At 69.1% G+C, this 26,116-nt stretch carries 22 protein-coding genes; 13 read left to right on the top strand and 9 right to left on the bottom strand.

What is annotated here, in order from left to right:
- The first annotated feature begins 11 nt into the window (after positions 1–11).
- From grpE to dnaN, 4 genes are all read left to right on the top strand, one after another.
- Positions 12–623, top strand: coding sequence for a nucleotide exchange factor GrpE (gene grpE / locus ABID41_RS09255; protein WP_354297453.1), 612 nt, complete (start codon positions 12–14; stop codon positions 621–623).
- A 211-nt stretch (positions 624–834) separates the two neighbouring features.
- A complete protein-coding gene (locus tag ABID41_RS09250; RefSeq protein WP_331930227.1) occupies positions 835–1,485 on the top strand; it encodes a YoaK family protein in 651 nt (216 codons plus the stop codon).
- 151 nt (positions 1,486–1,636) lie between these two features.
- Positions 1,637–2,548: a retroviral-like aspartic protease family protein gene (locus ABID41_RS09245; protein ID WP_331930229.1), complete on the top strand. Its 912-nt coding sequence runs from the start codon at positions 1,637–1,639 to the stop codon at positions 2,546–2,548.
- A gap of 139 nt (positions 2,549–2,687) precedes the next feature.
- Positions 2,688–3,806: a DNA polymerase III subunit beta gene (gene dnaN / locus ABID41_RS09240; RefSeq protein ID WP_354297452.1), complete on the top strand. Its 1,119-nt coding sequence runs from the start codon at positions 2,688–2,690 to the stop codon at positions 3,804–3,806.
- A gap of 6 nt (positions 3,807–3,812) precedes the next feature.
- Here the strand turns inward: dnaN and ABID41_RS09235 are convergent, their stop codons facing one another.
- Entirely contained in the window at positions 3,813–5,387 is a 1,575-nt protein-coding gene (locus ABID41_RS09235) for a TonB family protein (protein ID WP_354297451.1), read from the bottom strand.
- Positions 5,388–5,479: 92 nt separating this feature from the next.
- Here ABID41_RS09235 and recF point away from each other — a divergent pair, with 92 nt between their 5' ends.
- Both recF and gyrB read left to right on the top strand, forming a co-directional pair.
- Positions 5,480–6,622 carry a DNA replication/repair protein RecF gene (gene recF / locus ABID41_RS09230; protein WP_354297450.1) on the top strand — a complete coding sequence of 381 codons (1,143 nt, stop codon included), beginning with the start codon at positions 5,480–5,482 and terminating at the stop codon, positions 6,620–6,622.
- The gene (gene gyrB, locus ABID41_RS09225) at positions 6,619–9,045 is read left to right on the top strand and encodes a DNA topoisomerase (ATP-hydrolyzing) subunit B (RefSeq protein ID WP_331927897.1); all 2,427 of its coding nucleotides are present in this window, start codon (positions 6,619–6,621) and stop codon (positions 9,043–9,045) included. The genes recF and gyrB overlap by 4 nt, the downstream gene beginning before the upstream one ends.
- Positions 9,046–9,214: 169 nt before the next feature.
- Here gyrB and ABID41_RS09220 read toward each other — a convergent pair whose 3' ends face one another.
- Positions 9,215–9,667, bottom strand: a complete 453-nt coding sequence (locus ABID41_RS09220) for a MarR family winged helix-turn-helix transcriptional regulator (RefSeq protein WP_331927899.1) — start codon at positions 9,665–9,667, stop codon at positions 9,215–9,217.
- A 159-nt stretch (positions 9,668–9,826) separates the two neighbouring features.
- Here ABID41_RS09220 and ABID41_RS09215 point away from each other — a divergent pair, with 159 nt between their 5' ends.
- From ABID41_RS09215 to ABID41_RS09200, 4 genes are all read left to right on the top strand, one after another.
- On the top strand, positions 9,827–10,249 hold the full coding sequence (locus tag ABID41_RS09215; RefSeq protein ID WP_331927901.1) for an organic hydroperoxide resistance protein: 423 nt from the start codon (positions 9,827–9,829) through the stop codon (positions 10,247–10,249).
- 82 nt (positions 10,250–10,331) lie between these two features.
- Complete coding sequence (locus tag ABID41_RS09210) at positions 10,332–10,832, top strand: DUF1097 domain-containing protein (RefSeq protein ID WP_331927903.1); 501 nt, start codon at positions 10,332–10,334, stop codon at positions 10,830–10,832.
- Complete coding sequence (locus ABID41_RS09205; RefSeq protein ID WP_331927905.1) at positions 10,825–11,856, top strand: alpha/beta fold hydrolase; 1,032 nt, start codon at positions 10,825–10,827, stop codon at positions 11,854–11,856. The genes ABID41_RS09210 and ABID41_RS09205 overlap by 8 nt, the downstream gene beginning before the upstream one ends.
- Before the next feature lie 5 nt (positions 11,857–11,861).
- Positions 11,862–12,938: a redoxin family protein gene (locus tag ABID41_RS09200; RefSeq protein ID WP_331927907.1), complete on the top strand. Its 1,077-nt coding sequence runs from the start codon at positions 11,862–11,864 to the stop codon at positions 12,936–12,938.
- Here the strand turns inward: ABID41_RS09200 and ABID41_RS09195 are convergent.
- From ABID41_RS09195 to ABID41_RS09185, 3 genes are all read right to left on the bottom strand, one after another.
- Positions 12,935–14,104: an MFS transporter gene (locus ABID41_RS09195; RefSeq protein ID WP_331927909.1), complete on the bottom strand. Its 1,170-nt coding sequence runs from the start codon at positions 14,102–14,104 to the stop codon at positions 12,935–12,937. The two genes, ABID41_RS09200 and ABID41_RS09195, sit on opposite strands and share 4 nt — an antisense overlap.
- A gap of 252 nt (positions 14,105–14,356) precedes the next feature.
- Complete coding sequence (locus ABID41_RS09190; RefSeq protein WP_331927911.1) at positions 14,357–15,475, bottom strand: PepSY-associated TM helix domain-containing protein; 1,119 nt, start codon at positions 15,473–15,475, stop codon at positions 14,357–14,359.
- Positions 15,475–17,616 carry a TonB-dependent receptor gene (locus ABID41_RS09185; RefSeq protein ID WP_331927913.1) on the bottom strand — a complete coding sequence of 714 codons (2,142 nt, stop codon included), beginning with the start codon at positions 17,614–17,616 and terminating at the stop codon, positions 15,475–15,477. Before ABID41_RS09185 ends, ABID41_RS09190 begins: the two co-directional genes overlap by 1 nt.
- A gap of 160 nt (positions 17,617–17,776) precedes the next feature.
- Here ABID41_RS09185 and ABID41_RS09180 point away from each other — a divergent pair, with 160 nt between their 5' ends.
- Both ABID41_RS09180 and ABID41_RS09175 read left to right on the top strand, forming a co-directional pair.
- Positions 17,777–19,597 (top strand): flavin-containing monooxygenase, encoded by a 1,821-nt coding sequence (locus ABID41_RS09180; protein ID WP_331927915.1) that lies wholly within the window; start codon positions 17,777–17,779, stop codon positions 19,595–19,597.
- 59 nt (positions 19,598–19,656) lie between these two features.
- Positions 19,657–20,145, top strand: a complete 489-nt coding sequence (locus ABID41_RS09175) for a DUF2267 domain-containing protein (RefSeq protein ID WP_331927917.1) — start codon at positions 19,657–19,659, stop codon at positions 20,143–20,145.
- Positions 20,146–20,154: 9 nt separating this feature from the next.
- Here the strand turns inward: ABID41_RS09175 and ABID41_RS09170 are convergent, their stop codons facing one another.
- Together ABID41_RS09170 and ABID41_RS09165 are read right to left on the bottom strand one after the other, a co-directional pair.
- Positions 20,155–20,646 carry an Hsp20/alpha crystallin family protein gene (locus tag ABID41_RS09170; RefSeq protein ID WP_331927919.1) on the bottom strand — a complete coding sequence of 164 codons (492 nt, stop codon included), beginning with the start codon at positions 20,644–20,646 and terminating at the stop codon, positions 20,155–20,157.
- A 95-nt stretch (positions 20,647–20,741) separates the two neighbouring features.
- Positions 20,742–21,431, bottom strand: a complete 690-nt coding sequence (locus ABID41_RS09165) for a glycosyltransferase family protein (RefSeq protein ID WP_331927921.1) — start codon at positions 21,429–21,431, stop codon at positions 20,742–20,744.
- A gap of 122 nt (positions 21,432–21,553) precedes the next feature.
- Here ABID41_RS09165 and ABID41_RS09160 point away from each other — a divergent pair, with 122 nt between their 5' ends.
- Positions 21,554–22,423, top strand: coding sequence for a class I SAM-dependent methyltransferase (locus tag ABID41_RS09160; protein WP_331927923.1), 870 nt, complete (start codon positions 21,554–21,556; stop codon positions 22,421–22,423).
- 6 nt (positions 22,424–22,429) lie between these two features.
- Here ABID41_RS09160 and recQ read toward each other — a convergent pair whose 3' ends face one another.
- Together recQ and ABID41_RS09150 are read right to left on the bottom strand one after the other, a co-directional pair.
- Positions 22,430–24,289, bottom strand: coding sequence for a DNA helicase RecQ (recQ, locus tag ABID41_RS09155; protein WP_354297449.1), 1,860 nt, complete (start codon positions 24,287–24,289; stop codon positions 22,430–22,432).
- 65 nt (positions 24,290–24,354) lie between these two features.
- Positions 24,355–26,094 (bottom strand): N-acyl-D-amino-acid deacylase family protein, encoded by a 1,740-nt coding sequence (locus ABID41_RS09150; RefSeq protein ID WP_354297448.1) that lies wholly within the window; start codon positions 26,092–26,094, stop codon positions 24,355–24,357.
- Positions 26,095–26,116 lie beyond the last annotated feature (22 nt).

Below are 26,116 nucleotides of genomic sequence, written 5' to 3'. Positions count from 1 at the left end.
GAACAGAGAAAATGTCCGACGATCAAACGCCGGCCGAAGAAGTGAACGAAGTGGCGGACGCCGCGGCCGATGAACTCATCGCCCTGCGCGCCGAGAACCAGGCCCTCAAGGACCAGGTCCTGCGCGTGGCCGCCGACGCCGAGAACTCCAAGCGCCGCGCTGAGCGCGAGGCCAACGACGCGCGCGCCTTCGCTATCCAGAAGTTCGGCCGCGACCTGCTGGCCGTCGCCGACACCCTGGACCGCGCCCTGGCCTCCCCGGTCGACGATCCGGCGGTGAAGAACTTCGTGGTCGGCATGGAGATGACCCACAAGTCGCTCATGACCGCCTTCGAGAACAACGGCCTCAAGAAGATCGACCCGGCCAAGGGCGAGAAGTTCGACCCCCACCAGCACCAGGCGATGATGGAGCAGCCCTCGGCCGAGGTCGCCGCCGGCGGCGTGATCCAGGTGCTGCAGCCGGGCTACGAGCTGCTCGGCCGCCTGATCCGCCCGGCCATGGTGGTGGTCGCGGCCAAGGGCTCGGGCGGCGAGGCTCCCTCCGGCGGCGACGGCGCATCGGGCGCCAACCCCTACGCCGCTGGCGGCGGCGAGTCCGGCGGCTCGGTGGACACCAAGGCGTAAGAGTCGAGCTCCCCGGCGTGACGCCTTCGTTCCGCTCTCTTCAGATCGTCATCCCCGGCCGCGCCAGCGTGCCGGGGATCCATAAACACGACCGTCTCCGGCGACCCTCGGCGTCCATGGATGGCCCGGGGGCCCGACGGCCCGGCCATGACGAGCCGGAAGCAGAGTTCCAAGCGAAAGAGTTCCCGGAGAGCGTAAGCTGAAACACCTTATGTACCGCGAGCGCGCCCTCGCGTCCGGCCTCTCGACCGTGGCCGGCTTCGTGGACGGCGTCGGCTTCCTGATCACCGGCGGCTTCTTCGTCTCGTTCATGAGCGGCAACTCGACGCGCCTGGCGGTCAGCCTGGCCGAGGGTTCGCCCTCGGCCTTCCTGGCGCTGGGCCTGATCGGCAGCTTCGTGCTCGGCGTTTCCGCCGGCGCCGTCGTGGGGCGCAAGGCTCCGCGCCGGGCGCCGGCCGTGCTCGGCTTCGTGACCCTGCTGCTGGTCATCGCCGCCGCGATCAGCCCGGACAAGGCGCACCCGGCCGCGATCTTCCTGCTCGCCTTCGCCATGGGCGCGGAGAACACGGTCTTCGCTTCGAACGGCGAGGTGCGGTTCGGGGTGACCTACATGACCGGCGCCCTGGTCAAGTTGGGCAAGGGCCTGACCGCCGCGGTGCTCGACCGCAACTTCACCGCCTGGGTCTCGCCCTTCATCCTCTGGTTCGGCCTGATCAGCGGCGCGGCCCTCGGGGCGGTCGCCTTCGACCGCCTGGGCGCCCAGGCGCTGTGGATCGCCGCCGGCCTGATGGGCTTCCTGACCCTGATGGCCAGCGCCGCCATTCCCGAGGAGACCCGGACCCAGGCGCAGGTTTCGGATTGATCCGAGGGGTTGCCGATCACAACCTGCAGTTTGGTGACAACTCCTTCTAAATATTGACGTTATCCGACTCCGGGCGTAGGCTGCGCCATAGAACATAAGGGAGCGGAACGTGTTGGTCGGGTCACAGACTCGCCGCCTCGCGCTGGGCAGAATGGCCGCCGCCGGGGGCTTTCTGGCCGCTCTCCCCGCTTTGGCCTTCGGGCAGGTTCCTGAGACGATTTCGCCAGAACCTGCCGATGAGAGCCCGGCGGCGATCGCTCTCACCCGCAAGATGTTCGAGCACATCACCGCGCCGGTGAGGATCAACGGCGAGGGTCCCTACCGCTTCATGGTCGACACCGGGGCCAATGTTTCCTGCGTGTCTCAGACCCTCGCCCGCACCCTCGAACTGCCCGCCGGCCCGCGGATAGAGGTCAACACCATCGTCGGGCGGCGCGCCCGCGAGAGCGTGCTGATCGACAAGCTCGAGATCGCCACCCGCACCCGCAAGCGGGTTTCGGCCCCGGTGCTGCCCATGTCGGGCTTCGACATCGACGGCGTGCTGGGGGTCGATTGGCTCAAGGGCCAGCGGCTGGTGATGGGTTTCGCCGGCCAGATGCTGGAGATCACCCGCTCGCGCGACGACGGCGCCCGCAAGGGCCGGGTGGTGGTGCCGGCCCGCCGCAAGTCCGGCCAGCTCACCATGGTCGACGCCGACCTCAATGGCCGGAAGATCAGCGCGATGATCGATTCGGGCTCGCAATTCTCCATTGGAAACAGGGCCTTGCGCCGGATCATCGAGCAGACCGACCGCACCGCCAACGCCCTGGCGCAGAAGGTCACCCTGATGTCGATCGCCGGCGAATCGATCGGCGGCGACCAGCTCTACCTGCCCTTCATCCGCATCGGCGGCCTCAACCTGGGCAACGTCCCGGTGGTGTTCACCGACATGCCGGTCTTCAAGCTCTGGGACCTGCACGACACCCCGACCATCATGCTGGGCATCGACCTCCTGACCCAGTTCGAGACCGTCGCCCTCGACTTCGGCCGCTCCTCCGTGCGCTTCGATATCGCTGACGCTTGAAGGGTTTAGCAGCGATCCCCGGCCCAGATGGTTGCAGGGGCCTTTAACAGCGCTGCATTTCGGCTAATGTCCCAAGTCCCTCCAGCGTAGGGGGCGGCGGCGCGCCGTGGCGCCGGCGTCTGGAGATTCGGACCTGAACATGAAGCTGACGATCGAACGGGCGGCGCTGATGAAGGCGCTGGGACATGTGCAGAGCGCGGTGGAGCGCCGCAACACCATCCCGATCCTCTCGAACGTGCTGCTATCGGCAGAGGGCGACCGGCTGACCTTCTCGGCCGCCGACCTGGACATGGAGATCATCGACGAGGCCCTGGCCCAGGTGGACCAGCCCGGCCAGATCACCGCGCCGGCCCACACGCTCTACGAGATCGTCCGTAAGCTGCCCGAGGGCGCCGACGTCTCGCTGTCCTTCACCGGCGAAGATCCGCGCCTCACCGTCGCGGCCGGCCGCTCGCGGTTCAACCTGCCGGTCCTGCCGGCTGGCGACTTCCCGGTCATGTCCTCGGAAGGGCTGTCCAGCCGCGTCGGCGTGGACGTCACCGACCTTATCCGCCTCATCGACAAGACCCGCTTCGCCATCTCCACCGAGGAAACGCGCTACTACCTGAACGGCCTCTACCTGCACACGGTCGTGGAAAACGGCGCCCAGAAGCTGCGCGCCGTGGCCACCGACGGCCATCGCCTGGCCCTGGCCGAGATGGCCGCGCCGGAAGGCTCGGCCGGCGCCCCGGGCGTCATCGTCCCGCGCAAGACCATCGCCGAGGCCCGCCGCCTGCTCGAAGACGCCGGCGAGAGCGTCGACCTGCAGGTCAGCCCGCAGAAGATCCGCCTCGACTTCAACGGCGCGGCCCTGACCTCCAAGGTCATCGACGGCTCGTTCCCCGACTACAGCCGCGTGATCCCCAAGGGGAACGACCGGGTCATGCTGGTGGACAACAAGCTGTTCGCCCAGGCCGTCGACCGCGTCGCCACCATCTCGGCCGAGAAGAGCCGATCGGTCCGCGTGGCTATCGAACCCGGCCGAATCATCCTGACCGTCCGCAACATGGAAGCCGGCCAGGCCGTCGAGGAACTGGAAGTCGAGTACGCCGGCGAGGCCTTCGAGTTGTCGTTCAACGCCCGCTACCTGCTGGACGTGACCGACCAGATCGCCGGCGAGATCGCCGAGTTCCGCTTCGGCGGCCCGAACGATCCGGCCCTGGTGCTCGACCCGGTGGACGCCGATGTCCAGTACGTCCTGATGCCGCTGCGGGTCTAAGGCAGGTCAGCCGACCTCGCAGCTCCGCTTCTCGCAGAAGATCTTCCGCGCATCCCTGACATGGGCGGCGTTGATGATCGAGAGCTCCCGCCGGAGCGCTTCGCTGACGGCGGCTCCCTTGGCGATCCAGGCGAGACCGGCCGGGCTGCGGCGGAACGCCAGCAGATGGCCTAGCTGTTCCTCGGTGAAAGCGGCGGCATAGGCCTCCGCGCCGGCCTCCCGGATGTCCGGGACCGCTGCGTCGAATGCGCGCAGATAGGCGGCGACCGCGTCCGTCCGGGGCTGCAGGGGCGAAGGCGCGAGGCCTGGATCGGCGAACATGTCGGCAAGGGCCGATCTCATGGCGGCCGCCTCCTCGGCGCGCCCCTTCACGAGTTCCCGCGCAAGGTCGAGCGCTTTCGAGGGCTGGGGCTTGCGCGCCTCATCGGCCGGGGCGGCGGGCAGGGGAGGCGCCACGAACGGGACCGTCAGAGCGACGCTCTCGCCGCCCGCCCCCTGGGCCATCAGCCGCGGCGCCAGCCGATATCTGGGGACGAGGGAGAGGGCCGCAGCGCCAAATCCGAGGTCCGCAGGACGCTCCAGCACCACCTTGCACTCGGTAAGCAATCCCATCTTGTCGAGCCTGCAGGCGAGCCGCGCCCAGCCGCTGATCAGCAGGCTTCTCGGCGCGCCCGGATAGGCCGCCAGGATCTCCTGCCCGCCAGGTTGCTCGCTCCATTCCGGCGCGGTGACGATCACCTCGGTGGCCGCCATCTGCCGCAGGTCCGCAGGCGTCGGGGCAGGATCGCAATTGCGGGCCTGGCAGAACTCCGCGCGCGCCGCCTTGAGGATCTGTGGGGCCGAGCCTGCCAGTTCTTCGCCCATGCGCCGGGCGACCTCGGCCTGACCTGCCGCCATCCGCCGCCCGGTCGTGCTCTCCATGAAGGCTGCGATCTCCTGCAGCTCCGATGGGCTGAAGATCTCCGCATAGACCCGCGGCATCGCCTCGGCCAATCGCTCGCGCAGGACAGGCGTGGTGGCGAGAAACGCTTGGCGGCCGGCTTCGATGGTCGCGGCATCGACACCGGGGCTCTCCAGATCCGCGCTCCGGACTATGGTCTCGATCGCCGCAGCGAGTGCGCCCGAGCTCCGCGTCGCCTCGACGATCCGCCGCGCAGGCTGCAACGCGTCAGGCGAGACCGCCGCCCGCGTCGGAGCCTCCCCCTCGAACTTGGGCCCGGCGAAGCGGACCGGAATACGCACCGTCCCGCCCTCTACCGGACGGCCGTCGACCATCTTCGGCTTCATGCGGAACCGCCTGGTCAGCGCCATCGCGGCCTCGCCGAAGCCGAGCCCCGCGGGCGTCGCGCTCACCAGGGCGCAGTTCTCAAGCGCGCCGTAGGAATCGACCACGCAGGAGACGATCGCCCTGCCGTCGATCTGCAGGCCCATCGCCACCTTCGGATAATGCTGGGCGATGTCGTCCGCGCTCGGCTGCTGCAGCCAGTCGGGATTGGTCACCACCGGCGAGCGCGGCGCGGCCGACGAACCCGTAACGAGAACCAGCGCCGTCGCGGCCCCGAGCAGTATCGAAAGTCTCAAGGCCATCACGTCCCCCAAACGCTGCAGCCTAGCCGAACCCGCCTCGCGCTCAAGCCTTCGCCCCGGGCCGCGAAACCGGCTATGACGCGTCGGTGACGACGGCCTTCACCCACCTGATCCTGACCGACTTCCGATCCTACGAGCGCGCGGAGCTGGCCCTCGATGGCCGGCCGGTGTTCCTCGTGGGTCCCAACGGCGCGGGCAAGACCAACTTCCTTGAGGCGATCAGCCTGTTCACCCCGGGCCGGGGCCTGCGCAACGCCGCCGGGGCGGAGCTTGGCCGTCGCAAGCCGGGCGAGGCTCACGGCCGCGCCTGGGCCGTCGCCGCGGTGATCGAGCAGGACGGCGAGCCGGTGCGCATCGGCACCGGGATCGAAAGCCCCGGCGCCGCTCGCCGCACCATCCGAATCGAGGGCGAGACCGTGCCCGCCGGCCGCCTGGCCGACCACCAGCGGCAGGTCTGGCTGACCCCGGCCCAGGACCGCATCTTCCTGGAGGGCGCCGGTGATCGCCGCCGCTTCTTCGACCGCCTGGTCTTCGCCGCCGAGCCGGCCCACGCCGCCCATGCGGCGGCCTATGAGAAGTCCCAACGAGAGCGTTCGCGCCTGCTCGCCGACGGCCCGGCCGACCCGGCCTGGCTGACGGCCCTGGAAGCGCGCATGGCCGACGCCGGCGCCCTGATGGCCGCGGCCCGCGCCAGGACCCTCGCTGCCCTCCAGACCGAAATCGACGGCCGTGGCGACCGGCCATTTCCGCAGGCCCAGCTCACCCTCACCGGCGACTGGGAGAAGATGGCCGCCGAGGGCGTCGACCTTGTAGAGATCGAGGCGCGCCTGGCCCGCGCCCTGGCCGCCTCGCGCGACCGCGACGCCGCCGCCGGACGCGCCCTGACCGGTCCGCACCGCGGCGATCTGTCCGTCATTCACGCCGAAAAGGACCGCCCGGCGGCCGAGTGCTCCACAGGTGAGCAGAAAGCGCTGATTCTGAACCTGGTTTTGGCCCAGGGAGCGCGTCTTTCGCGTGCAGAATCGGCTCCAAACCCTATATTGTTGCTGGACGAAGTCGCAGCGCATCTGGACCGCCGCCGGCGGGCCGCGCTCTTCGACGAAATCGAGGCGCTCAAGCTACAGGCCTTCCTGACCGGCACGGACGAGCATCTCTTCGAGGATTTGAAGGGCCGGGCCCAGGGCGTCCATGTGGACGGCTCCAGCCTGGCGATTCTGGACACCGAATGACCGACGAAACCCAAGGCGAATCCAACGGGCAGGCCGAGTACGGCGCAGAGTCCATCAAGGTCCTGAAGGGCCTGGACGCCGTGCGCAAGCGCCCGGGCATGTACATCGGCGACACCGATGACGGCTCGGGCCTGCACCACATGGTCTACGAGGTGGTGGACAACGCCATCGACGAGACGCTTGCCGGCTTCGCCAGCCGGGTCGAGGTGATCCTTAACGCCGACGGCTCCTGCACCGTCACCGACGATGGCCGCGGCATCCCCACCGCCATCCACGAGGGCGAAGGCGTCTCGGCCGCCGAGGTCATCATGACCCAACTGCACGCCGGGGGTAAGTTCGACCAGAACTCCTACAAGGTCTCGGGCGGCCTGCACGGCGTTGGCGTCTCGGTGGTCAACGCGTTGTCGGACTGGCTGCGCCTGACCATCTATCGCGGCGGGCTGAAGCACGAGATGGAGTTCCGCCGCGGCGACGCTGTGGCGCCCCTGGCCGTGGTCGGCACGGCGCCCAAGCGTGAGAACGGCGAGTTCCTGTCGGGCACCGAGGTCACCTTCATGCCCTCGACCGAGACCTTCGCGTTCATCGAGTTCGACCGGAAGACCCTGGAGCATCGCCTGCGCGAGCTGGCTTTCCTGAACTCCGGCGTGACCATCTGGCTGAAGGACCATCGCGAGGCCGAGCCCTTCGAAGAGGTGATGTCCTACGAGGGCGGCATCGAGGCCTTCGTGCGCCACCTGGACAAGGCCAAGACCCCGTTGATCAAGGGGCCGATCGTCGTCCGCGGCCGCAAGGACAATGTCGAGCTGGACCTGGCCCTGTGGTGGAACGACGGCTACCACGAGAACGTCCTCTGCTTCACGAACAACATCCCGCAGAAGGACGGCGGCACCCACCTGGCGGCCTTCCGCTCGGCCCTGACCCGCATCATCACCGGCTATGCCGAGAGCTCCGGCGCGACCAAGCGCGACAAGGTCTCGCTGTCGGGCGAAGACGCCCGCGAGGGCCTGACCTGCGTGCTGTCGGTCAAGGTGCCGGACCCGAAGTTTTCGTCCCAGACCAAGGACAAGCTGGTCTCCTCGGAAGTGCGCCCGGCCGTCGAAAGCCTGGTCTCCGAAGGGGTCGGCAGCTGGTTCGAGGAGCATCCTAACGAAGGCAAGCTCATCGTCCAGAAGATCGCCGAGGCCGCCGCCGCCCGCGAGGCCGCGCGCAAGGCCCGCGAGCTGACCCGCCGCAAGTCGGCTCTCGACATCACCTCCCTGCCCGGCAAACTCGCCGACTGCTCGGAGAAGGACCCGGCCAAGTCCGAGATCTTCCTGGTCGAGGGCGACTCCGCCGGCGGCTCGGCCAAGCAGGCCCGCAACCGCGACAACCAGGCGATCCTGCCCCTGCGCGGCAAGATCCTGAACGTCGAGCGCGCTCGCTTCGACAAGATGCTGTCTTCGGACCAGGTCGGCACCCTGATCACCGCCCTGGGCGCGGGGATCGGCCGCGACGACTTCAACATCGACAAGCTGCGCTACCACAAGATCGTCATCATGACGGACGCCGACGTCGACGGCGCCCACATCCGGACCCTGCTGCTGACCTTCTTCTACCGGCAGATGCCGGAGGTGATCGAGCGCGGCTACCTCTATATCGCCCAGCCGCCGCTCTATAAGGCGACCAAGAACCGCCAGTCCCGCTATCTGAAGGACGACGCCGAGCTCGAGGCCTACCTGATCGATGAGGGCGTCGAAGGGGCGACCCTGGACCTCGCCAGCGGCGAGCGGCTGATCGGCGCCGACCTGCAGGCCCTGGTGCAGAGCGCCCGCGGCTCCAAGGCCAATATCGAACGCCTGGCCACCCGCGCCCCGGCCTTCGCCATCGAACAGGCGGCCATGGCCGGGCTGCTGGGTCCGGACGGCGGCGACCTGGTCAAGGCGGCGGCCCGCCTGGATCTCTATGCTGAGGAGGGCGACGGTCCCTGGTCAGGCGAGAAGGCCGCCACCGGCGGCTATGTGTTCTCGCGGGTGCGCCGGGGCGTCTCCGAGCGCATCGTGCTCGACGACCTGCTGGTAGGCGCCGCCGACGCGCGCCGCCTGTCGGAACGCGCCGCAGCCATGGCCGAGACCTTCGAGGGCGTGGCGACCTTCACGCGCAAGGACAAGACCGCGACCATCCGCGGCCCGCTCGACCTCTTCAACGCGGTCATGGAAGCCGGACGTCGGGGCCTTTCCATCCAGCGCTACAAGGGCCTCGGCGAGATGAACCCCGACCAGCTCTGGGAAACCACCCTGGACGCCGACGCCCGCACCCTGCTGCAGGTGAAGGTGACCCACGCCGACGACGCCGACGACATGTTCACCCGCCTGATGGGCGACCTCGTCGAGCCCCGCCGTGAGTTCATCCAGGACAACGCCCTGGACGCCGAGGTGGACGTCTAGGGACTTTGGATACTCTCCCCCGCTGGGGGAGGCCGAGTCCCAGGCTCGACGAGACGGGAGGGGTATTGCTGACTCAGCAGGCCCGCCTTGCAGCTTTGCGGTCCGTCCCACCCCATGGCAGGGAGGGAGAAGGTGACGGGAAGACCTCAGCCGTTCGGCTGGTTTTCCGTCACGCCCCCTCGACGTGGCGGATCAGGTTGTCTCGCACCTTCGAGATGGTCTTCTGCACCTGGGCGAACTCTTCCGGGTCGAGGCCCGTCGCGGCCACCAGGGTTCGCTGGCCGCCCTTTTCCCGCAATGCGCGCCCAGCTTCGGTCAGGGTGATGACGAGCTGGCGTTCGTCCTTCGGGTCGCGACGTCGCTCCAGATAGCCATCTTTCTCAAGCTTCTTCAGGATCGGCGTGAGCGTGTTCGACTCCAGGAACAGCTTCTCGCCCAGCGCCTTGATGCTGAGGCCGTCCTCCTCCCACAGCGCCACGATGATGATCCACTGGGTGTAGGTCAGGCCCAGCTCTTCGAGGATGGGCTTGTAGGCCCGGCCATAGGCGAGGTTCGCCGAATAGACGGCGAAGCAAAGGAAGTCGGCCAGCCTCGGGGCTTTGGCGGCGTCGGTCTTGGACATGAGGACCTTTCGGGGTGGGCCTTTCAGGACAGGGAGGTCCGGGCTTCGCCGCAAATATAATTCGCATCCGATTAAATCGGAAGGGTTGACAGTCTCATGAGGGCGGGCCTATTTCATCGGACGCGATTTAATCGTATCCGATCTAATAAGGAGAAAAACATGACCACCCAAGCCATCGACACCGTCCTCTACACCGGCCAAACCCATGTCACCGGTGGCCGCGACGGCGCCGCGCGCAGCAGCGACGGCAAGCTCGACGTCCGGCTTTCGCCGCCCGGCAGCGCTGGGCCGGGCACCAATCCGGAGCAACTCTTCGCCGCCGGCTGGTCGGCCTGCTTCATCGGCGCCATCGGCCTGGCCGGCCGCGCCCAGGGTGTGAAGGTCCCCGCCGACGTCGCCGTCGACGCCGAGGTCGACCTGGCCAAGGCCGGCGAGGCCTTCCTGCTCCGCGCCCGCCTGAACGTCAGCCTGCCCGGCCTCGACGCCGAGACCGCCCAGCGTCTGGTCGAGGCGGCGCACCAGACCTGTCCCTATTCCAAGGCCACCCGCGGCAACATCGACGTCACGCTGAACATCGCCTGACCGCTTGCCCCAAAGGCGTCGCGGCGACGCGGCGCCCTTCCCCGCCTCGACCGATCGAACGACAGCCAAGGATCCACGTCTCATGCCCTCCGCCACCGCCCCCATGCGTTTCCACGCCATTTCGCTGAGCGTCGCGGCCGTCGCCGCCGTAGCGACCCTCGGAACCAACTCCGCGATGCTCCCCGCCCCCGCCATGTTCCTGGGCTGGGTGGCCTTCGATCTCGCCGGCCCCTCCCTTCGCGGCGGCGCGGCCAACACCGGCTCGTTCCTGCTGGGCCTGGCTTTCGGGGCCGGAACGCAAGTCGCCACCCTCGCCCTGACGCCGACGCTCGGCGTGCTAGCGGGGCCTGCCTGCGTGGCGGCCGTGGTGGCGCTGGTGCTGAGCCTGCGCAAGCTCGCGCCGATCAACAATCCGCTGGCCTACTTCCTGGGCCTGACCAGCTTCTTCTATTCCGGCCTGGCGCCCACCGGCGAGACGCTGGTCAATCTCGGCGTCGCCGGCGTCATCGGCGGCCTCGCCTGCGCCGCGGCCGGCTTCGCCCAGGGCGTGGTGACCCGCGCCACGGAGGCCCGCCATGCGTGAACCCGTCAACCCTGACCGCCGCCGGCTGTTCTGCGGCGTCGCCATGCTTGGCGCCGCCGGCGCCCTGTCGGCCGCGACATCGGCCATCTCCGCCCCGGTTTCGTCGCCGACCTGGATGATGAAGCAGGTCGAGGCCGGCGATCTCATCGTCGCCTATGCCGAACAAGGCCCCGCAAACGGCGCGCCCGTGATCCTGCTGCACGGATGGCCCTACGACATCCACGCCTTCGCCGAGGTCGCGCCGATCCTGGCGGCCGGCGGCAAGCGGGTGATCGTTCCCTACCTGCGAGGCTATGGCGCCACCCGCTTCCGCTCGGCGGCGACCCCGCGCAACGGCCAGCAGGCCGCCCTGGCCGCGGACGTCATCGCCCTGATGGACGCGCTGAGCATCCGCCGCGCGGTCATCGGCGGCTTCGACTGGGGCGCGCGCACCGCCAATATCGTCGCCGCCCTCTGGCCCGAGCGCTGCCAGGCGATGGTCTCGGTCAGCGGCTATCTGATCGGCAGCCAGCAGGCCAACCAGGCGCCGCTTCCGCCGGAGGCCGAGCTCTCCTGGTGGTACCAGTTCTACTTCGCCACCGAGCGCGGCCGCCGCGGCTATGAGGCCAACCGCGAGGCCTTCGCCCGGCTGATCTGGCGCACCGCGTCGCCGAGGTGGGCCTTCGACGAAGCGACCTTCGCCCGCTCGGCCGCCGCCTTCGCCAACCCCGATCATGTGGAGATCACCATCGACAACTACCGCTGGCGGCTGGGCCTGACGCCGGGCGAACGGCGCTTCGACGCCCTCGAGGCCAAACTGGCCCAGGCGCCCGACATCCTGGTTCCGGCCATCACCCTGGAAGGCGACGCCAACGGCGCGCCGCACCCGGCGCCGGCGGCCTACGCCGGCAAGTTCAAGGGACGATACGAGCACCGCACCCTCTCCGGCGGCGTCGGCCACAACCTGCCGCAGGAAGCGCCCGAGGCCTTCGCGCGCGCCATCCTCGACGTGGCTCGCTGGGCGGCAGAGCCGAAGACGGCGTGACGCCCATGAACCCTTCCCCCTCTCGCCGCGACTGGCTCAAGAATGCGATCGGCCTGGCGCCGTTGGCCTTGGGCGCGAGCCTGCTGGCGCCGCCGGTGCGTCACGCGGCCGGCCTCTCCCTGACGCCGACATCCCCGCTGAACGCGCTGAACAAGGCCAGCGGCTGGCTGAACGGCCCACCGGTCGAGCCCGGCGACCTGCGTGGCAAGGTCGTGCTGCTCGTCGTCTGGACCTACTCGTGCGTCAACAGCCTGAGGGTCCTGCCCTATCTGCGGGCCTGGCAGGAACGCTACGGCGGCCGGGGCCTGGCGGTGATCGGGGTCCACTCGCCGGAGTTCGGGTTCGAAAAGGACGCCGGCAACGTTAGCCGCGCCCTGCGTGAGCTCGACGTCGGCTTTCCCGTCGCCCTGGACAGCCGCTGGCGGGTCTGGGAGGCGCTCGACAACAACGCCTGGCCGGCCTTCTACTTCATCGGCGCGGACGGCCGCGTTCGCGGTCGGGCGATCGGCGAAGGCGGTTACGACCGGTCGGAGCGACTGATCCAGGCCCTGCTCTCCGACGTCGACGGCAGGCCCGCGCCAGACCAAATGACGCCGGTGGTCGGGCTCGGGCCCGAAGCTGCACCGGACTTCGCCAACCTGCGGACGCCTGAAACCTATCTCGGCTACGACAAGGCCCCCGCCTTTCCGGGAGGAATCCATCAAGACGAGCGGCGCCTCTATCGCACCGCGCCGCCCATGCGCGTCGGCGGCTGGAGCCTCACCGGGCTATGGACCGTCGGCGCCGAGTCAGCTCTTTCGGCCGCGCCCGGCGCAAGCATCGCCTACCGCTTCCACGCCCGCGACCTGCACATGGTGCTGGCCCCGGCGGCGGACGGACGCCCGGCCCGCTACCGGATCCGCATCGATGGCGAGCCGCCCGGCGAGGATCATGGCGTCGACGCCGACGCGGCCGGCCTGGGCGTGGTGACCTCTCCGCGCATGTACCAGTTCGTGCGCCAGCGCCGGCCAATCACCGACCGCACATTCGAAATCGAGTTCCTCGACGCAGGCGCCCGAGCCTTCGTCTTCACCTTCGGCTAGGCGCCGACCGCGACCGCCGGCTTCGGGCGCGGGAAGACGAAGGCGAGGGTCAGCAGGGCGGCGATCGACATGCTGAGCGCCGCGGCCGGGATCGCCGGGACCCCGAAGGCCGCCAGGGCCGCTCCGCCCATGGCCGAGCCCAGGGCCTGGCCGACCGAGATCACCGAGCCGTTGAGGGCCAACGCCACCGGCGCACCGCCGGTCAGCTCGATCAGCCGCGCCTGAACCACCGGCGTGATGGAGAACAGCGCCGTCGCCGCCACGAAGATGCCCAGCGCCACCAGGGCCGCGCTCGGCCAGCCTGCGGGCGCCAGATGGTGCGTGGCGGAGAAGTGGATGGTCATGGCGGTGGCCTGGATGACGAAGCCCTGCAGGATCCAGTTGCGGCCCGCGCTCCGGTCGGCGGCCTTGGCGCCCAGCCACAGGCCGACGACGGAACCGACCCCGATCATCGACTGGAACGCCCCGACCCCGGCGCCGGTGACCCCGGCGCCCACCCGCACGATCGGCGCGATGTAGAGGTTCAGCGTCATGTTGGCGGCGAAGGCCAGGAAGGTCGTCAGATAAAGCGGCCAGACGATCCCCAGGGGCACGCTTCCGCCTTCGCGCTTGGGCGGCGCCGGGACCTTGGGCAGGAAGATCAGCACGCCCAGCAGCGCCAGGGCCGAAAGGCCGCCGGCGAACAGGAAGGTCGCCCGCCAGCCGAAGAGGTTGCCGACCACGCTGCCGATCGGGATGCCGACCACGAAGGCCAGGGTCATGCCGCCAGACACCAGGGCCAGGGCCGAGCCTCTCTTTTCCGGCGGCGCCAGCGAGGCCGCCGCGACGCTGGCGGCCGGTCCCGAGATGGCGCCGGCCAGTCCGGCCAGGGCGCGCAACAGGAGCAGCGCCTCGAAGTTCGGGGTCAGCGAACAGGCCAGGTGCAGGGCGATGCTGAGGCTGAGGCCCGCGATCACCATCAGCCGCCGGTCGATGCGGCCGAACAGCCAGGCCGCGACCGGCCCCAGAACGGCAGAGGTCAGGACGAAGGCGGTCTGTAGCTGACCGGCGATCGCCGTGGTGACGCCCAGGTCGGCCGCCAGAGTCTCCAGCAGGCCGGCAAAGATGAAGGCTCCCGACCCGAACGCAAACGTCACCATGGTCAGAACGAAGATGCGCGGGTTCATGGGGCGCGAGCTTAACCGGCTCGGAGAACGCCGCTAGCCCTCTTTTGCCGTCCCGGACCTAGATGCTCCTTGCTGGGAGGGGCGGGGGCCAATGCTTACGTGTCATCCCGGTCTCGGCCACAGGCCGAAGACCGGGACCCATGAACACCGGATGTCTCAGGAATGGGCCAGGCCGCGCCATCTTGTCAGGATCAGGCACGTATGCGTCCGGGTCTTGCTTCGCAAACCGGGATGACACCGTGGTTGGGGGCTCTATACGCGATCGCCCTGCCCAGCGGGGGAGGATCTTCCAGTCGCCGGCCCCCTGCGTTTCCGCGCCTGGGTCTTGGGATTGGTCCAGAACGACCAGACCGCCAGCCCGCCCAGCACCGCCAGCGAAAGGCCCGAGGCGGTCATCACCAGCCGATAGGGCAGGCCGCCCACCTTGGCCGCGTGGATGGGGAACTCGGCATTGGCGATCCGCAGGGCCAGCGGCATGGCCAGGGCGTCGCGGGTATCGACCAGCCGCCCGTCGGCCGGATCGAACCAGAACATGGTGCGGCCATTGGGCAGCCATTCGGCCGGCTGGCGCACCCGAATGGAAATCAGCCCACCGGGCTTGGCCGGCAGGCTGATCGAGCGGATTTCCCCATCCGGATAGCGGGCGCGCACGTCCCCAAGGATGCGGCTCCAGTCCAGCTCGGGCGACAGCGGGCCGCCCTTGGCCTCCGGTTGTTTCTGGGCTGCGGTCATCACCGCGGGCGGCGAGAATGGCGCCAGGATCAGGCGCTCGACCGCCGGCAGGGTCATCATCACCCCGGTCAGCAGCGAGACGAAGAGCACCGGAGCCATCGCCACGCCCAGGTCGCGATGCTGGCGCACGATGGCGTTGCGCGAATAGTTGGCCGGCCAGGGGCGCAAGTCGAACAGCCGGCGCGACGGCCACCAGAGGATCACCCCGGTCACGACGAAGGCGAGGCCGATCAGGCCCATGGTCCCGGTCACCAGCTTTCCGGCGTCGCCGATCAGCAGGTAGTGGTGAAAATCGAACAGCCAGATCTCCGGCCGCTCCCATTTCGACGTCCAGCGGGTGACCAGCTCGCCGCTCTGGGCCGCATAGCCGCCGCCCTCTTCGCCGAAGTTCAGCCGGTGCAGGCCCATGGTCTGCCGCGCCAGGATGATCGAGCGCGGCGCGTCCTCTTGCGCAAAGATGCGCTGCACGGACGCAGCCAGGCTGGCGGTGTCCTGCGCCTGCGGGTCGGCGGCGTGCGGAACGCTGGCGCGGAGGAACAGGTCCTCGTGGACCAGCAGCGCTCCCGACAGGCCGAGCAGGGCGAGGAAAAGGCCGACGAAGCCTCCGACCCAGCGATGCAGCAGGCGGACGACGCCCATCAGAACCTGCGTTCCAGTCCCAGGGTGAAGACGCGGCCACGGCCGGCGAAATAGCGCAGGTTATCGGCCGGGTTTGTCGTGTCCGAGCTGTAGCTGAGATACTGCTCGTCCATCAGGTTCTGCACGCCGAAGAACACGTCCGCGAAGCTCGTCTCATAGCGGACCGAGGCGTCCACCAGCGTGTAGCCCTGGAAGTTGTTCCGCGGATCGGCGCCGTCGAAATCCTTTTCCAGATAGGACTGCACCTGCAGGCGCGCGGCCAGCGGGCCTTGGCCGTAGATCAGGGCGAGGTTGATGCGGTCGGGCGAGATGTTCGCGCCGTCCAGGTCGATGTCCACCGAACCGTCGCCGTCGCTGTCGGCGCGGCCCTTCAGCTTGGCGTAGCCGGCCGAGACGCTGACGCCTGGGATCGGCGTCCTGGCTGTGGCGTTGAGCTCCAGGCCCTCGATCTCCACCCGCTGGCGCTGGACGTCGTAGACCGCCGTCGCCGGGTTCAGCACCAGGAGCTGGCCGAGCTTGGACTTGGACCAGAAATAGGCGGCGCTCGCCTCGAAGGGGCCGCGCTTCCATTCGGCCCCGATCTCCTGGTTGTCGGAAACCACCGGGCTGATGTCGAGGAAATCGTCCACGTCCACCCCGTCCCGGTTCACTGCGCGCAGGATGCGGCCGACGTCCGGCACCGTGTAGCCTTCGGCGTAGCTGGCGTAGAAGCGCAGGCCCTCCATGGGATTCACCACCACCCCGCCGTTCAGCAGCGTCGCGTCGAAGGACGGCTCGCCGCCCCCGACATGGCGCGAGCCGTAGGTGGCGAGCGTCGTGTAGTCGCCGACCTTCAGGGTCACGGACTCCTGCCGAACCCCGCCCGCCAGGCGCAGCTTGCCGTCGAAGAGCGCCAGATTGCCTTGGACGAAGGGGGCCAGGCTCTGGAACTCGGTCTCCGGCACCCAGACGCGGCCGGTCTGGATCAGGGACTGCTCGGTCTTGTCGCGCAGGGCGTCGAGCCCGAAGGTGGCGTTGAGCCCCGGCACGAAGGGGATCTCCCGCTCATAGCTGACCCGTGCGCCCATCTTCTCGGAGCGATTCGAGGACTGGTCGAACAACGTCCCCACCGGCGCCAGGCGGGCGTCCTGGAAGGTGACGTTGCGGTCGCCGCCGAAGGTGTCGCGGGTGCGGTTGTAGAAGACCTGGGCGGTAAGGTCGCCACCCCACAGCTCGTCATCCGTCAGGCCCAGCGACAGGGTCTCGGCCCGGTTGGCCGCGGGCTTGCCCTCGACCTCGCCGCGCATGCTGGTGGCCGGCCGGTTGCGGGTGCGATCGCCGGCCACGGGGAGATAGTCGCCGTCGCCCTTCAGTTCGAAGCGGTTGGCGACGAGGTCGATCCGCAGGCTGTCGTCGATCTGCCAGCCGAAGCGGCCGAAGATCGAATTGCTCTTGGAGTCCTGAATCTCTCCCTGGGTGTTGTCGATGCCGATCCGACGGCCCTGGCCATCGTAGAACGCGCCCCGCGCCTCGTAGGCCAGGCCGATGGTGGCGTCATAGGCCCCGGCGCGATAGCCGGCGATGCCTGCGGTCTTCCAGCCGCCGCCGTCGCCGTGGAAGCGGGTGTCGGCGCTCACCTGGGCCAGCACCCGGCCGCTGACCCCATCTTCCTTGGGCGCGCCGACGGTGACCTGGTTGACCACCCCGCCCGTGGCGCCGATGCCCTGCAGGGCGTTGGAGCCATAGATCAGCTCCACATGGTCGATGAAGAATGGGTCGATCGTATAGCCGTCGCGCGAACCGTCGCGGATCGGGGTCGATTGCGGAATGCCGTTGATCGCAAACAATGGCGAGCGGCCGCGCAGGCTCTCGCCACTGCCCGAGAGCTTCTGTCGCGTGGGCGAGAACGAGGGCGAGAGGTTCGCCACCGCATCCACCAGCGAACCGCTGATCGCCACCTGCTGCGAGAGATCGGTCGAGTCCACGATGTCGACCGTCAGCGGCAGGGCGCTGGCCGGCAGCGTCGTCCGCGCCGCGGTGATCACCAGTTCGGAGACGTCGGTCGGCTCTTCGGCGGCCGCGCTGGTCGCCCCCATGATGGCGATCGCACTCACGCCCACCGCCCAAAGCCTCGCCTTGGAGACCCGACGAACCGTACGCATACCCATTGCCCCCGACCGGACTTGCTCAACTATCCGGCTCTATGCCGCAAATAAGAACTACTCGCAATACGTACATCCCCTATCCCGCCCCTCGGAGCTGGCGGGTTGCCTTCCGCGAGGTGACCCCGACTTGGATGCGGTCAGGTTCTGGGAGGAACGCATGGCCGACACAGCGGAAAACGCCGGGCCGACGGCGGAGCTGGCCTTCGACCCCGAGGCTCTGCGCGCCAGGTATCGCGCCGAGCGCGACAAGCGACTGCGCGCCGACGGCAACGAGCAGTACGTCGAGATGAAAGGCGACTTCGCCCACTATCTCGAAGACCCCTATGTCGAGCCGGGCTTCACCCGCTCGGCCCTCTCCGACGAGGTCGAGGTGGTGGTGATCGGCGGAGGCTTCGGCGGGCTGCTGGCCGCGGCGCGCCTGCGCGAGGCCGGCGTCGCCGACATCCGGGTCATCGAGAAGGGCGGCGACTTCGGCGGCACCTGGTACTGGAACCGCTATCCGGGCGCGGCCTGCGACGTCGAATCCTACGTCTATCTGCCGCTGCTGGAGGAGACCGGCTACATGCCGGTGGAGAAGTACGCCCGCGCGCCGGAGATTCTCGCCCATAGCCGGGCCATCGCCGCAAAGTACGGCCTCTACGACCGCGCCTGCCTGCAGACCGAGGTCACCGGCATGACCTGGGACGAGGCCAGCCACCGCTGGATCGTCTCGACCAATCGCGGCGACGCCATCCGCGCCCGCTTCGTCTGCATGGCCAACGGGCCGCTGCACCGGCCAAAGCTGCCCGGCATCCCGGGCGTGGAGAGCTTCAAGGGCCACACCTTCCACACCAGCCGTTGGGACTACGACTATACCGGCGGGGATTCGAACGGCGGCCTCATCGGCCTGGCCAGCAAGCGGGTCGGGATCATCGGCACCGGGGCGACGGCGGTCCAATGCGTGCCGCACCTGGGCGAGGCGGCCGGCCATCTCTACGTCTTCCAGCGCACCCCCTCGTCCATCGACGTTCGCGCCAACCGACCCACCGACCCGGCCTGGGCCGGAAGCCTCGAGCCCGGCTGGCAGCAGGCGCGGATGGACAATTTCAATACCCTGGTCAGCGGCGGCTTCGCCGAGGAGGACCTGGTCGCCGACGGATGGACCGACATCATCCGCAATCTCGGCATGATCGCCCGCAACCGCGCCACCGTCGCCGGCGCCCAGGACCCTGCCGCGCTGGTCCAGCTCGCCGACTTCCAGAAGATGGAGCAGATCCGCGGGCGGGTGGACGCGGTGGTCGGAGACAAGGCGACGGCCGAAGCCCTGAAGCCCTACTACAACCAGTTCTGCAAACGCCCCTGCTTCCACGACGACTACCTGCCGACCTTCAATCGCGACAACGTCACCCTGGTCGACACCCAGGGGCGCGGCGTCGAGGCGATCACCGAGAAGGGCGTGCTGGCTGGCGGGGTGGAGTACGAGCTCGACTGCCTGATCTTCGCGACCGGCTTCGAGGTCGGCACCTCCTACGCACGGCGGGCGGGCTACGAGGTGACCGGCCGCGACGGCCTCACCCTGACCGAGCACTGGCGGGACGGCATCGCCACCCTGCACGGCATCCACAGCCGCGGCTTCCCCAACTGCTTTATCATGATGAACAACCAGTCGGGCTTCACCGTGAACTATCCGCACATGCTGAACGAGCAGGCCAGGCACATCGCCTATGTCGTGGCCGAGTGCGGCGACCGCGGCGCGACGAAGGTCGAGGCCTCGCAAGTGGCCGAGCAGGAATGGGTCGAGACCATCGTCGCCTCGGCGGTGGAGCGCGCCAAGTTCGCCGAGGAGTGCACGCCGGGCTACTACAACAACGAGGGCCGCCCCTCGTCCGTGGCCGCCCGCAACGGCTCCTACGGCAAGGGACCGATCGCCTTCGTGAAGCTGCTCGAGGACTGGCGCGCGGCAGGCGAGCTGGCTGGACTGGAGCTCACCTCCGCCTGAGACGGAACAAGCCGCCGCGGCGGATGTTTGGCCTTCATGACCTTGCGATGGAGGCTTCCATGAGCGCGAACGGACTCGAGGTCTTCGACCGCACGCTCCACACCACCAATAGCTGGCTCAAGGAGATTTCCGACGACCTGGAGATCGACCGCCACGCGGCCTGGAAGGTGCTCAGCGTGGTCCTGCACAAGCTGCGCGACCGTCTGCCGGTGGACCTCTCGGCGCATCTCGGCTCGCAACTGCCGCTGCTCGTCCGCGGCGTCTATTACGACCAATACCAGCCGGCCCGGCAGCCGAGCCGCTGCCATGGGGTCGAAGATTTCACCGAAGAGGTCGGCGAATGGCTGACCGACGCCACGGCCATCGACCCGGACCGCGCGATCCGCTCGGTGTTCGGCGTGCTGTCGCGCCATCTCACAGCCGGCCAGGTGGCGAAGGTGCGGGACAATCTTCCCAAGAGCCTGCGCCAGGCCTGGAGCGCCGAACCCCCACCGCGCCGCAGCCCGGACAAGGCCGAAGAGGCGGCGCGGCTCGCGACGGGGATCTGACCGCGGGCGTCAGGACTTGATTTCGATCTGCCGGGTCTGGTCCTGCGCACGGGTGCTCTTGGGCAGCGCGATCTTCAGAACCCCATCCTTGAAGTTGGCCTCGACCCTGTCGCCGTCGATCTCGTGGGAGAACGGGATGGTCCGGGCGAACTTGCCGTAGGTGCGTTCGGTATAGCACCGGCCCTTGTCCTCCTCGGTGCGCTCGTCCCGGCGTTCGCCGCTGAGGGTCAGGGCGTTGTCGCGCAGCTCGATCTTCACGTCGTCCCGGTTTAACCCGGCCAGTTCCGCAGTCACCCGATAGGCCTGGTCGTTCTCGTCGACCTCGATGCTCGGCCAGGCCGCCGCGCCCTCACGCGTAGGCGCGAACGAGCGGCCCTCGGCGGGGGTAAGGAAGTCGTCGAACAGCCGATCCATCTCGCGCCGGAACGAGGTGAATGGATCCCAGCCCTGGCGGCTCAGGCCACGAGACCCGCTCCAGGGCGCCAAATCACGATTGGGCATGACGTTGCTCCGTTGCTCGTTAGGGAAGCTCCCGCCCTAGCAACTTGTCGGCGAATGGCTCGGTTTCGCCCCTCTCAAGCAAAAAGTCGGCGCCTCTAAGGTTCGTGGTGCGAGAACGGCAGGGCCCGTACGTCGTCCGAGGTGAAGGCCGGCCGCGCCGGATAGAGGACCTCGTAGACCCGCTCGACGAAGGCGAAGTCTTCCGGCGTGTCGACCGTCCATCGCAAGGAGCTGTCGTCGCGGTCCTGGACCAGCTCCCCGCGGCTGAACCGGTCGGGATTTCGATAAAGGAACGGGGTCACATGCTCGCGCTCATAGGGATCGCTCGCCTCGCGGCCCGCGGTCAGCAGGCCCTCGGCGGTGAAGACCTCGACGTCCAGCCCGCGCGGATAGGTCCGGCGGACGCTGTTGGAGACATAGTCCGCGCCGCTTTGCGCCTGCAGCCGCACCGCCGCATCGATCACCTCCGGGTCGGCCAGCGGGCAGTCGGCGGTCAGCCGCACCACCTGCCCGGTCACACCGAACGCCTCGATCGCGCCGACATAGCGGCCGAGCACGTCGGCCAGCGGGCCGCGAAACACCGGCGCGCCGCTCTGCTCCAGGAAACTCGCCAGTTCGTCGTCGGACGCGTCCTCGCTGGTCGCCACGATCAGGCGGTCGAGGCTGGCGCAGCGGCTCAGCCGCTCGAGCTGGCGCGCGATCATCGGCCGGCCGAGAAGGCTCTTCATCACCTTGCCCGGCAGGCGCGACGAACTCATCCGCGCCTGCAGGATCGCCACCGCCATGACCGGTCTCCCTTTGCTGGGCGGACTATGTAAAGCGCCCCTTTCCTGGCCGTTAAGCGCCCTGGCCGAACGGAAGAACAACGGTAAAAGAACGGCACTTCTTCATTCGAGGTCACCGGTTCATGTTGCTATCCGACGACGCCAACGCGATCGCCGCCGCCGAACGATCCGCCGCCGCAGGAGCTTCGGCCTCCGAAGTCCTCGGTCGCCTGCGCGAGACCCTGCCCCTCGACGCCTTCGGACTGCTGATGATCGGCTTGCCGCGCACGGATCTGCCGGCGCTCTCGGCCCTGCTGCCGCACATGGCCAGCGAGGAGACCCAACGCAACTTCACCGGCGCGGCCGGCGTGCCGCTCCTCGGCCAGACTGTCGGCTTCGTCCGCACCCTGGCCTACAACTACGCGTCCTTAAGCAACCGCTCGCTCAAGGATGCGAAAATCCTCGACTATGGCTGCGGCTACGGGCGCATCACCCGGGCGATGTACTACTACACCGATCCGGCGAACATCTGGGCGGTGGACCCCTGGGACTACGCGATCGACCTCTGCAAGGAGGTCGGCCTGCTGGGCAACCTCGCGCAGTCGGACTATCTGCCGCAAAGCCTGCCGGCGCCGGAAGGCGGCATCGACGTCATGTTCGCGTTCTCGGTCTTCACTCACACCTCGCGGTCGGCGACGGACGCCGCCCTGGCCGCCATGCGCCGGCACATCGCCGAGGACGGCCTGCTCGCCATCACCATCCGCGCCCCGGAATACTGGCGCGCCGATCCCGCCTATGCCGAAACCGCGCAGATCCACGAAAAGGCGCATGCCGAGCAGGGGTTCGCCTACGTCCCCCATCCGCGCGAAACCGTGGCGGGCGAGGCGACCTACGGCGACACCTCGATCAGCCTCGACTTCCTCAAGCAGAACTATCCCGACTGGGAGGTCGCCGGCCTGGACTGGTCGCTGGTCGATCTCCACCAGCGCTACGTCTTCCTGCGCCCGGTCTAGCGCGCCTCAGGCGTCCATCCCGCGCAACACGCCGAGCACCGCCTCGCCGTAGCGGTCGAGCTTGCCCTCGCCGACGCCGGAGATCGCTCCCAGAGCCGCCAGGCCGCCGGGCTTGCGGGTGGCGATCTCCGCGAGGGTCCTGTCGTGGAAGATCACGTAGGGCGGCAGGTGCTGGCGCGCCGCCTCGTCGCGGCGCCAGGCGCGCAAGGCGTCGAACAGCGGCTGGTCGTGGGCGGCGACCGTCGTCGCCGCGCCCTGGCTGCGGCGGCGGGCTCGGGTCCTGGGCTCAGGTTCCTGGGCTTTTCGGACGGAAACCTGCCGTTCGCCACGGTAGACCGCCTTCACCCCGTCGGCGTCGCCCAGGGCGATCAGCGGCCGCCCATCGTTCGGATCCTCGCGCAGCAGCCCATCGAACAGGAGCTGGTCGATCAGGTCGCGCCAGGCCACGGCGCTGAGCTCCTGGCCGATCCCGAAGGTGGTCAGCCCGGCCTCGAAGCTCGAAGGGTCCTTGGTCTTGCCGAGCAGGTGGTCCACCAGCCGCCCCCGTCCGAACCGCCCGCCCATGCGATGCACCGCCGACAGCGCCATCTGCGCCGCCCGGGTGGCGTCCACGGTCTCCACCTCGCCCAGGCACAGGTCGCACTGGCCGCAGGGCCCCACCCCCTCCTCGCCGAAATAGCGGCGCACCGCGGCGGCGCGGCAGGCGGCGCCGTCGAGCATGGCGTAGAGCTGGCGAACCTTGCGGGCCTGGACCTGCTTGACGCTGTCGTCCACGTCCCGGCTGTCCAGCCGGCGATAGGCCCAGGCCATGTCGGCCGCGCTATAGAGGGTGATCCCCTCGGCCGGCTCGCCGTCACGGCCCGCCCGGCCGATTTCCTGCCAGTAGGCCTCGATGGAGGCCGGCGGATCGGCGTGGATCACGAAGCGGACGTCCGGCTTGTCCACGCCCATGCCGAAGGCGATGGTCGCCACCATCACCGCCGCATCGGCCTCGAGAAAACTTTCCAGGCGCTCGGCACGCAGCGCCTTGTCGAGGCCGGCGTGATAGGCGAGCGCCGGAACGCCTTCCGCCCTCAGCGCCTCGGCCAGCCGATCGACCCCGTCGCGCGAGCCGGCATAGACCACGCCGGAGCGGTCCGGACGGGCGGCCACCAGCTCCAGCACCCGCTTGTGCCCCGGGCCGCGCTTGCGTTCGGCCGAGAGGGACAGCTCCGGCCGGGCGAAGCTGGCGACGAATTCGGCGGAGTCCTCCAGGCGCAGTTCGGCGCGGATGTCCTCGCGGGTCCGGTTGTCGGCCGTGGCGGTGACGGCCAGCCGCGGCACGTCCGGGAAGATGTCGGCCAGTCGGCCCAGCATCCGGTATTCGGGCCGGAAGTCGTGGCCCCACTGGCTGACGCAGTGCGCCTCGTCGATGGCGATCAGAGCCAGGGGCGTGCGCGAAAGGCGCTCCAGCATCCAGGGCTGCATCAGACCCTCGGGCGAGACGTAGAGCAGGTCGAGCTCGCCCCGCTCGATCCGCTCCCAGGTCTGGGCGCGCTCCCAGGCCTCGCCGGTGGAGTCCAGCTTGGCCGCGGCGACGCCGGACTGCTGCAGGCCAGCGACCTGGTCGGTCATCAGGGCGATCAGCGGCGAGACCACCAGGCCTAGCCCTGAGCGCATCATGGCGGGAATCTGGTAGCAGACGCTCTTGCCGCCGCCGGTGGGCAGCACGGCCATGGCGCTGCGGCCGGCCAGGACCTCGGCGATCACCTCGGCCTGGCGGCCACGGAAGTCGGCATGCCCGAAGGTGCGGCGCAGGATCTCCCGCGCCCCATCCAGGTCCGGAACGTCGTCGATGACGGGTCTTGGCGCAGGGAAGGCGGCCATGGCCAGCTTATGGCCTGCATCGCGCGCCTGCGCCAAGCCTTCAGTCGGCGCCCCCCTGCGACAACCTATTCGGCGGCCATCGCGGCGGGCGCGGACTGGGAGCCCCGCAGCAGCCGGCCCGGCAGGGCGCCGGTCGGCTCGCCGTCGCGATAGGTGACCTGGCCGGCCACCAGGGTCGCCACATAGCCGTCCGCCCGCTGCACCAGCCGCCGCCCGCCGGCCGGCAGGTCGTAGGCCACCGCCGGCGCCTTCAGCGAAAGCCGGCCGTAGTCGATGATGTTGAGGTCGGCTCGGTAGCCCGGCGCGATCAGGCCACGGTCGCGCAGGCCCAGCGTCGCTGCGGTGTCGTGGGTCTGCATCCGCACCATGGCTTCCAGCGGCAACCGCTCGCCACGAGTGCGGTCGCGGGTCCAGTGGGTGAGGTTCGAGGTCGGGAACGAGCCGTCGCAGATCATCCCCACGTGCGCCCCGCCATCGGACAGCCCCGGCACCGTGTTGCGGTCGGTCAGCATGGCGTAGGACGGATCGAGCGAACCGTCGGCATAGTTCAGGAACGGCAGGTAGAGCATGCCGCGACCGCCATTGGTCAGAATGTGCTCGATCGCCAGCTCTTCCGGGCTTACGCCCCGCGCCTGCGCCAGGGCGGCCACGGTGCGGTCGGGGGTCTGCTCGTAGTCGGGCGTCTCGCCCATTAGGAACATGATCTTCCAGTTCTGGGTCATGTTCGCCGCGAAGGCCGCCGAGCTCTCCTTGCCCTCGGCCAGCAGCCTGGCGCGGAACCCCGGATCGGCCAGTCGCGCCGCACGCTCGGCCAGCGGCTGGCCGGCGATCTCCTTGTAGCTCGGATAATGCGTGAACGGATTGAGCGTCAGCTCCAGGCCGAACAGGATGCCCACCGGCCGGCCGCAGACCTGCGCCCGCATGGGCAGGCCCGCCGCGTTGGCGTCTTCAAGCCGGTCCAGCAGGGTGCGCCACTGCAGCGGCTGCCTCGGGTTCTGCACCAGTGAGAACGAGAGCGGCCGACCGGAGCGCTCCACGATTCGTCGCAGCATGGCGAACTCGGCCTCCGGGTCGCCGAAGTCGGAAACGAACTGCAAGGCGCCCTTGCCGGCGGCCTTCAGGCCCATGGCGATGCCGGTCAGCTCGTCTTCCGAGGCGGTCAGGGTCGGGGTCGGCTGGCCGTCGCTGGTCCGGTGATTGAGGGTCCGCGAGGTGGAAAAGCCGAGCGCGCCGGCCTCGACCGCGCCCTTGGCGAGCGCCGCCATGGCCGCGATGTCGCCGGGGCTGGCGTCCTCGCGGTTGGCCCCGCGCTCGCCCATCACATAGACCCGCAGCGCCGCGTGCGGCAGTTGGGCGCCGATATCCACGTCGAAGCGGCGCGCGGCCAGGCTGTCCAGATAGTCGGGGAAGCTTTCCCAGTTCCAGGGCAGGCCCTCGGCCAGCACCGGGAAGGGGATGTCTTCCACCCCCTCCATCAGCCGCACCAGCCGGTCATGATCGCCCGGCCGGCAGGGGGCGAAACCGACCCCGCAATTGCCCATCACCACCGTGGTCACCCCGTGCCAGGACGAGGGCTGCATGTGGCTGTCCCAGGTCGATTGGCCGTCATAGTGGGTATGGATGTCGACGAAGCCGGGGGTGACCAGCAGGCCGCGGGCGTCGATCTCCTCGCGCCCCGATCCGCTGACCGCGCCGACCGCGGCGATCTTCCCGTCCTTGATCGCCACATCGGCCTCGAAGGACGTGCCGCCGCCGCCGTCCACGACCGTTCCGCCACGAACGACGAGGTCCCATGCCCGTTCCATAACCGCCTCCCGGGTTCGTCTG

The organism is Phenylobacterium koreense (assembly GCF_040545335.1).
Taxonomy (GTDB): domain Bacteria; phylum Pseudomonadota; class Alphaproteobacteria; order Caulobacterales; family Caulobacteraceae; genus Phenylobacterium; species Phenylobacterium koreense.
Note: the sequence above shows the minus strand (reverse complement) of the source record. Positions and strands in the feature narration are given on the sequence as shown.

What these genes read in the sequence shown, in the direction of transcription:
- ABID41_RS09210 (WP_331927903.1), top strand. Translation starts at nt 10,332, where the DNA reads ATGCCCTCCGCCACCGCCCCCATGCGTTTCCACGCCATTTCGCTGAGC.
- ABID41_RS09170 (WP_331927919.1), bottom strand. Translation starts at nt 20,646, where the DNA reads ATGCCCAATCGTGATTTGGCGCCCTGGAGCGGGTCTCGTGGCCTGAGC.
- ABID41_RS09175 (WP_331927917.1), top strand. Translation starts at nt 19,657, where the DNA reads ATGAGCGCGAACGGACTCGAGGTCTTCGACCGCACGCTCCACACCACC.
- ABID41_RS09150 (WP_354297448.1), bottom strand. Translation starts at nt 26,094, where the DNA reads ATGGAACGGGCATGGGACCTCGTCGTTCGTGGCGGAACGGTCGTGGAC.
- recQ (WP_354297449.1), bottom strand. Translation starts at nt 24,289, where the DNA reads ATGGCCGCCTTCCCTGCGCCAAGACCCGTCATCGACGACGTTCCGGAC.
- grpE (WP_354297453.1), top strand. Translation starts at nt 12, where the DNA reads ATGTCCGACGATCAAACGCCGGCCGAAGAAGTGAACGAAGTGGCGGAC.
- dnaN (WP_354297452.1), top strand. Translation starts at nt 2,688, where the DNA reads ATGAAGCTGACGATCGAACGGGCGGCGCTGATGAAGGCGCTGGGACAT.
- ABID41_RS09180 (WP_331927915.1), top strand. Translation starts at nt 17,777, where the DNA reads ATGGCCGACACAGCGGAAAACGCCGGGCCGACGGCGGAGCTGGCCTTC.
- ABID41_RS09250 (WP_331930227.1), top strand. Translation starts at nt 835, where the DNA reads ATGTACCGCGAGCGCGCCCTCGCGTCCGGCCTCTCGACCGTGGCCGGC.
- ABID41_RS09205 (WP_331927905.1), top strand. Translation starts at nt 10,825, where the DNA reads ATGCGTGAACCCGTCAACCCTGACCGCCGCCGGCTGTTCTGCGGCGTC.
- ABID41_RS09215 (WP_331927901.1), top strand. Translation starts at nt 9,827, where the DNA reads ATGACCACCCAAGCCATCGACACCGTCCTCTACACCGGCCAAACCCAT.
- ABID41_RS09165 (WP_331927921.1), bottom strand. Translation starts at nt 21,431, where the DNA reads ATGGCGGTGGCGATCCTGCAGGCGCGGATGAGTTCGTCGCGCCTGCCG.
- ABID41_RS09195 (WP_331927909.1), bottom strand. Translation starts at nt 14,104, where the DNA reads ATGAACCCGCGCATCTTCGTTCTGACCATGGTGACGTTTGCGTTCGGG.
- gyrB (WP_331927897.1), top strand. Translation starts at nt 6,619, where the DNA reads ATGACCGACGAAACCCAAGGCGAATCCAACGGGCAGGCCGAGTACGGC.
- ABID41_RS09185 (WP_331927913.1), bottom strand. Translation starts at nt 17,616, where the DNA reads ATGCGTACGGTTCGTCGGGTCTCCAAGGCGAGGCTTTGGGCGGTGGGC.
- ABID41_RS09220 (WP_331927899.1), bottom strand. Translation starts at nt 9,667, where the DNA reads ATGTCCAAGACCGACGCCGCCAAAGCCCCGAGGCTGGCCGACTTCCTT.
- ABID41_RS09190 (WP_331927911.1), bottom strand. Translation starts at nt 15,475, where the DNA reads ATGGGCGTCGTCCGCCTGCTGCATCGCTGGGTCGGAGGCTTCGTCGGC.
- ABID41_RS09160 (WP_331927923.1), top strand. Translation starts at nt 21,554, where the DNA reads ATGTTGCTATCCGACGACGCCAACGCGATCGCCGCCGCCGAACGATCC.
- ABID41_RS09200 (WP_331927907.1), top strand. Translation starts at nt 11,862, where the DNA reads ATGAACCCTTCCCCCTCTCGCCGCGACTGGCTCAAGAATGCGATCGGC.
- ABID41_RS09245 (WP_331930229.1), top strand. Translation starts at nt 1,637, where the DNA reads ATGGCCGCCGCCGGGGGCTTTCTGGCCGCTCTCCCCGCTTTGGCCTTC.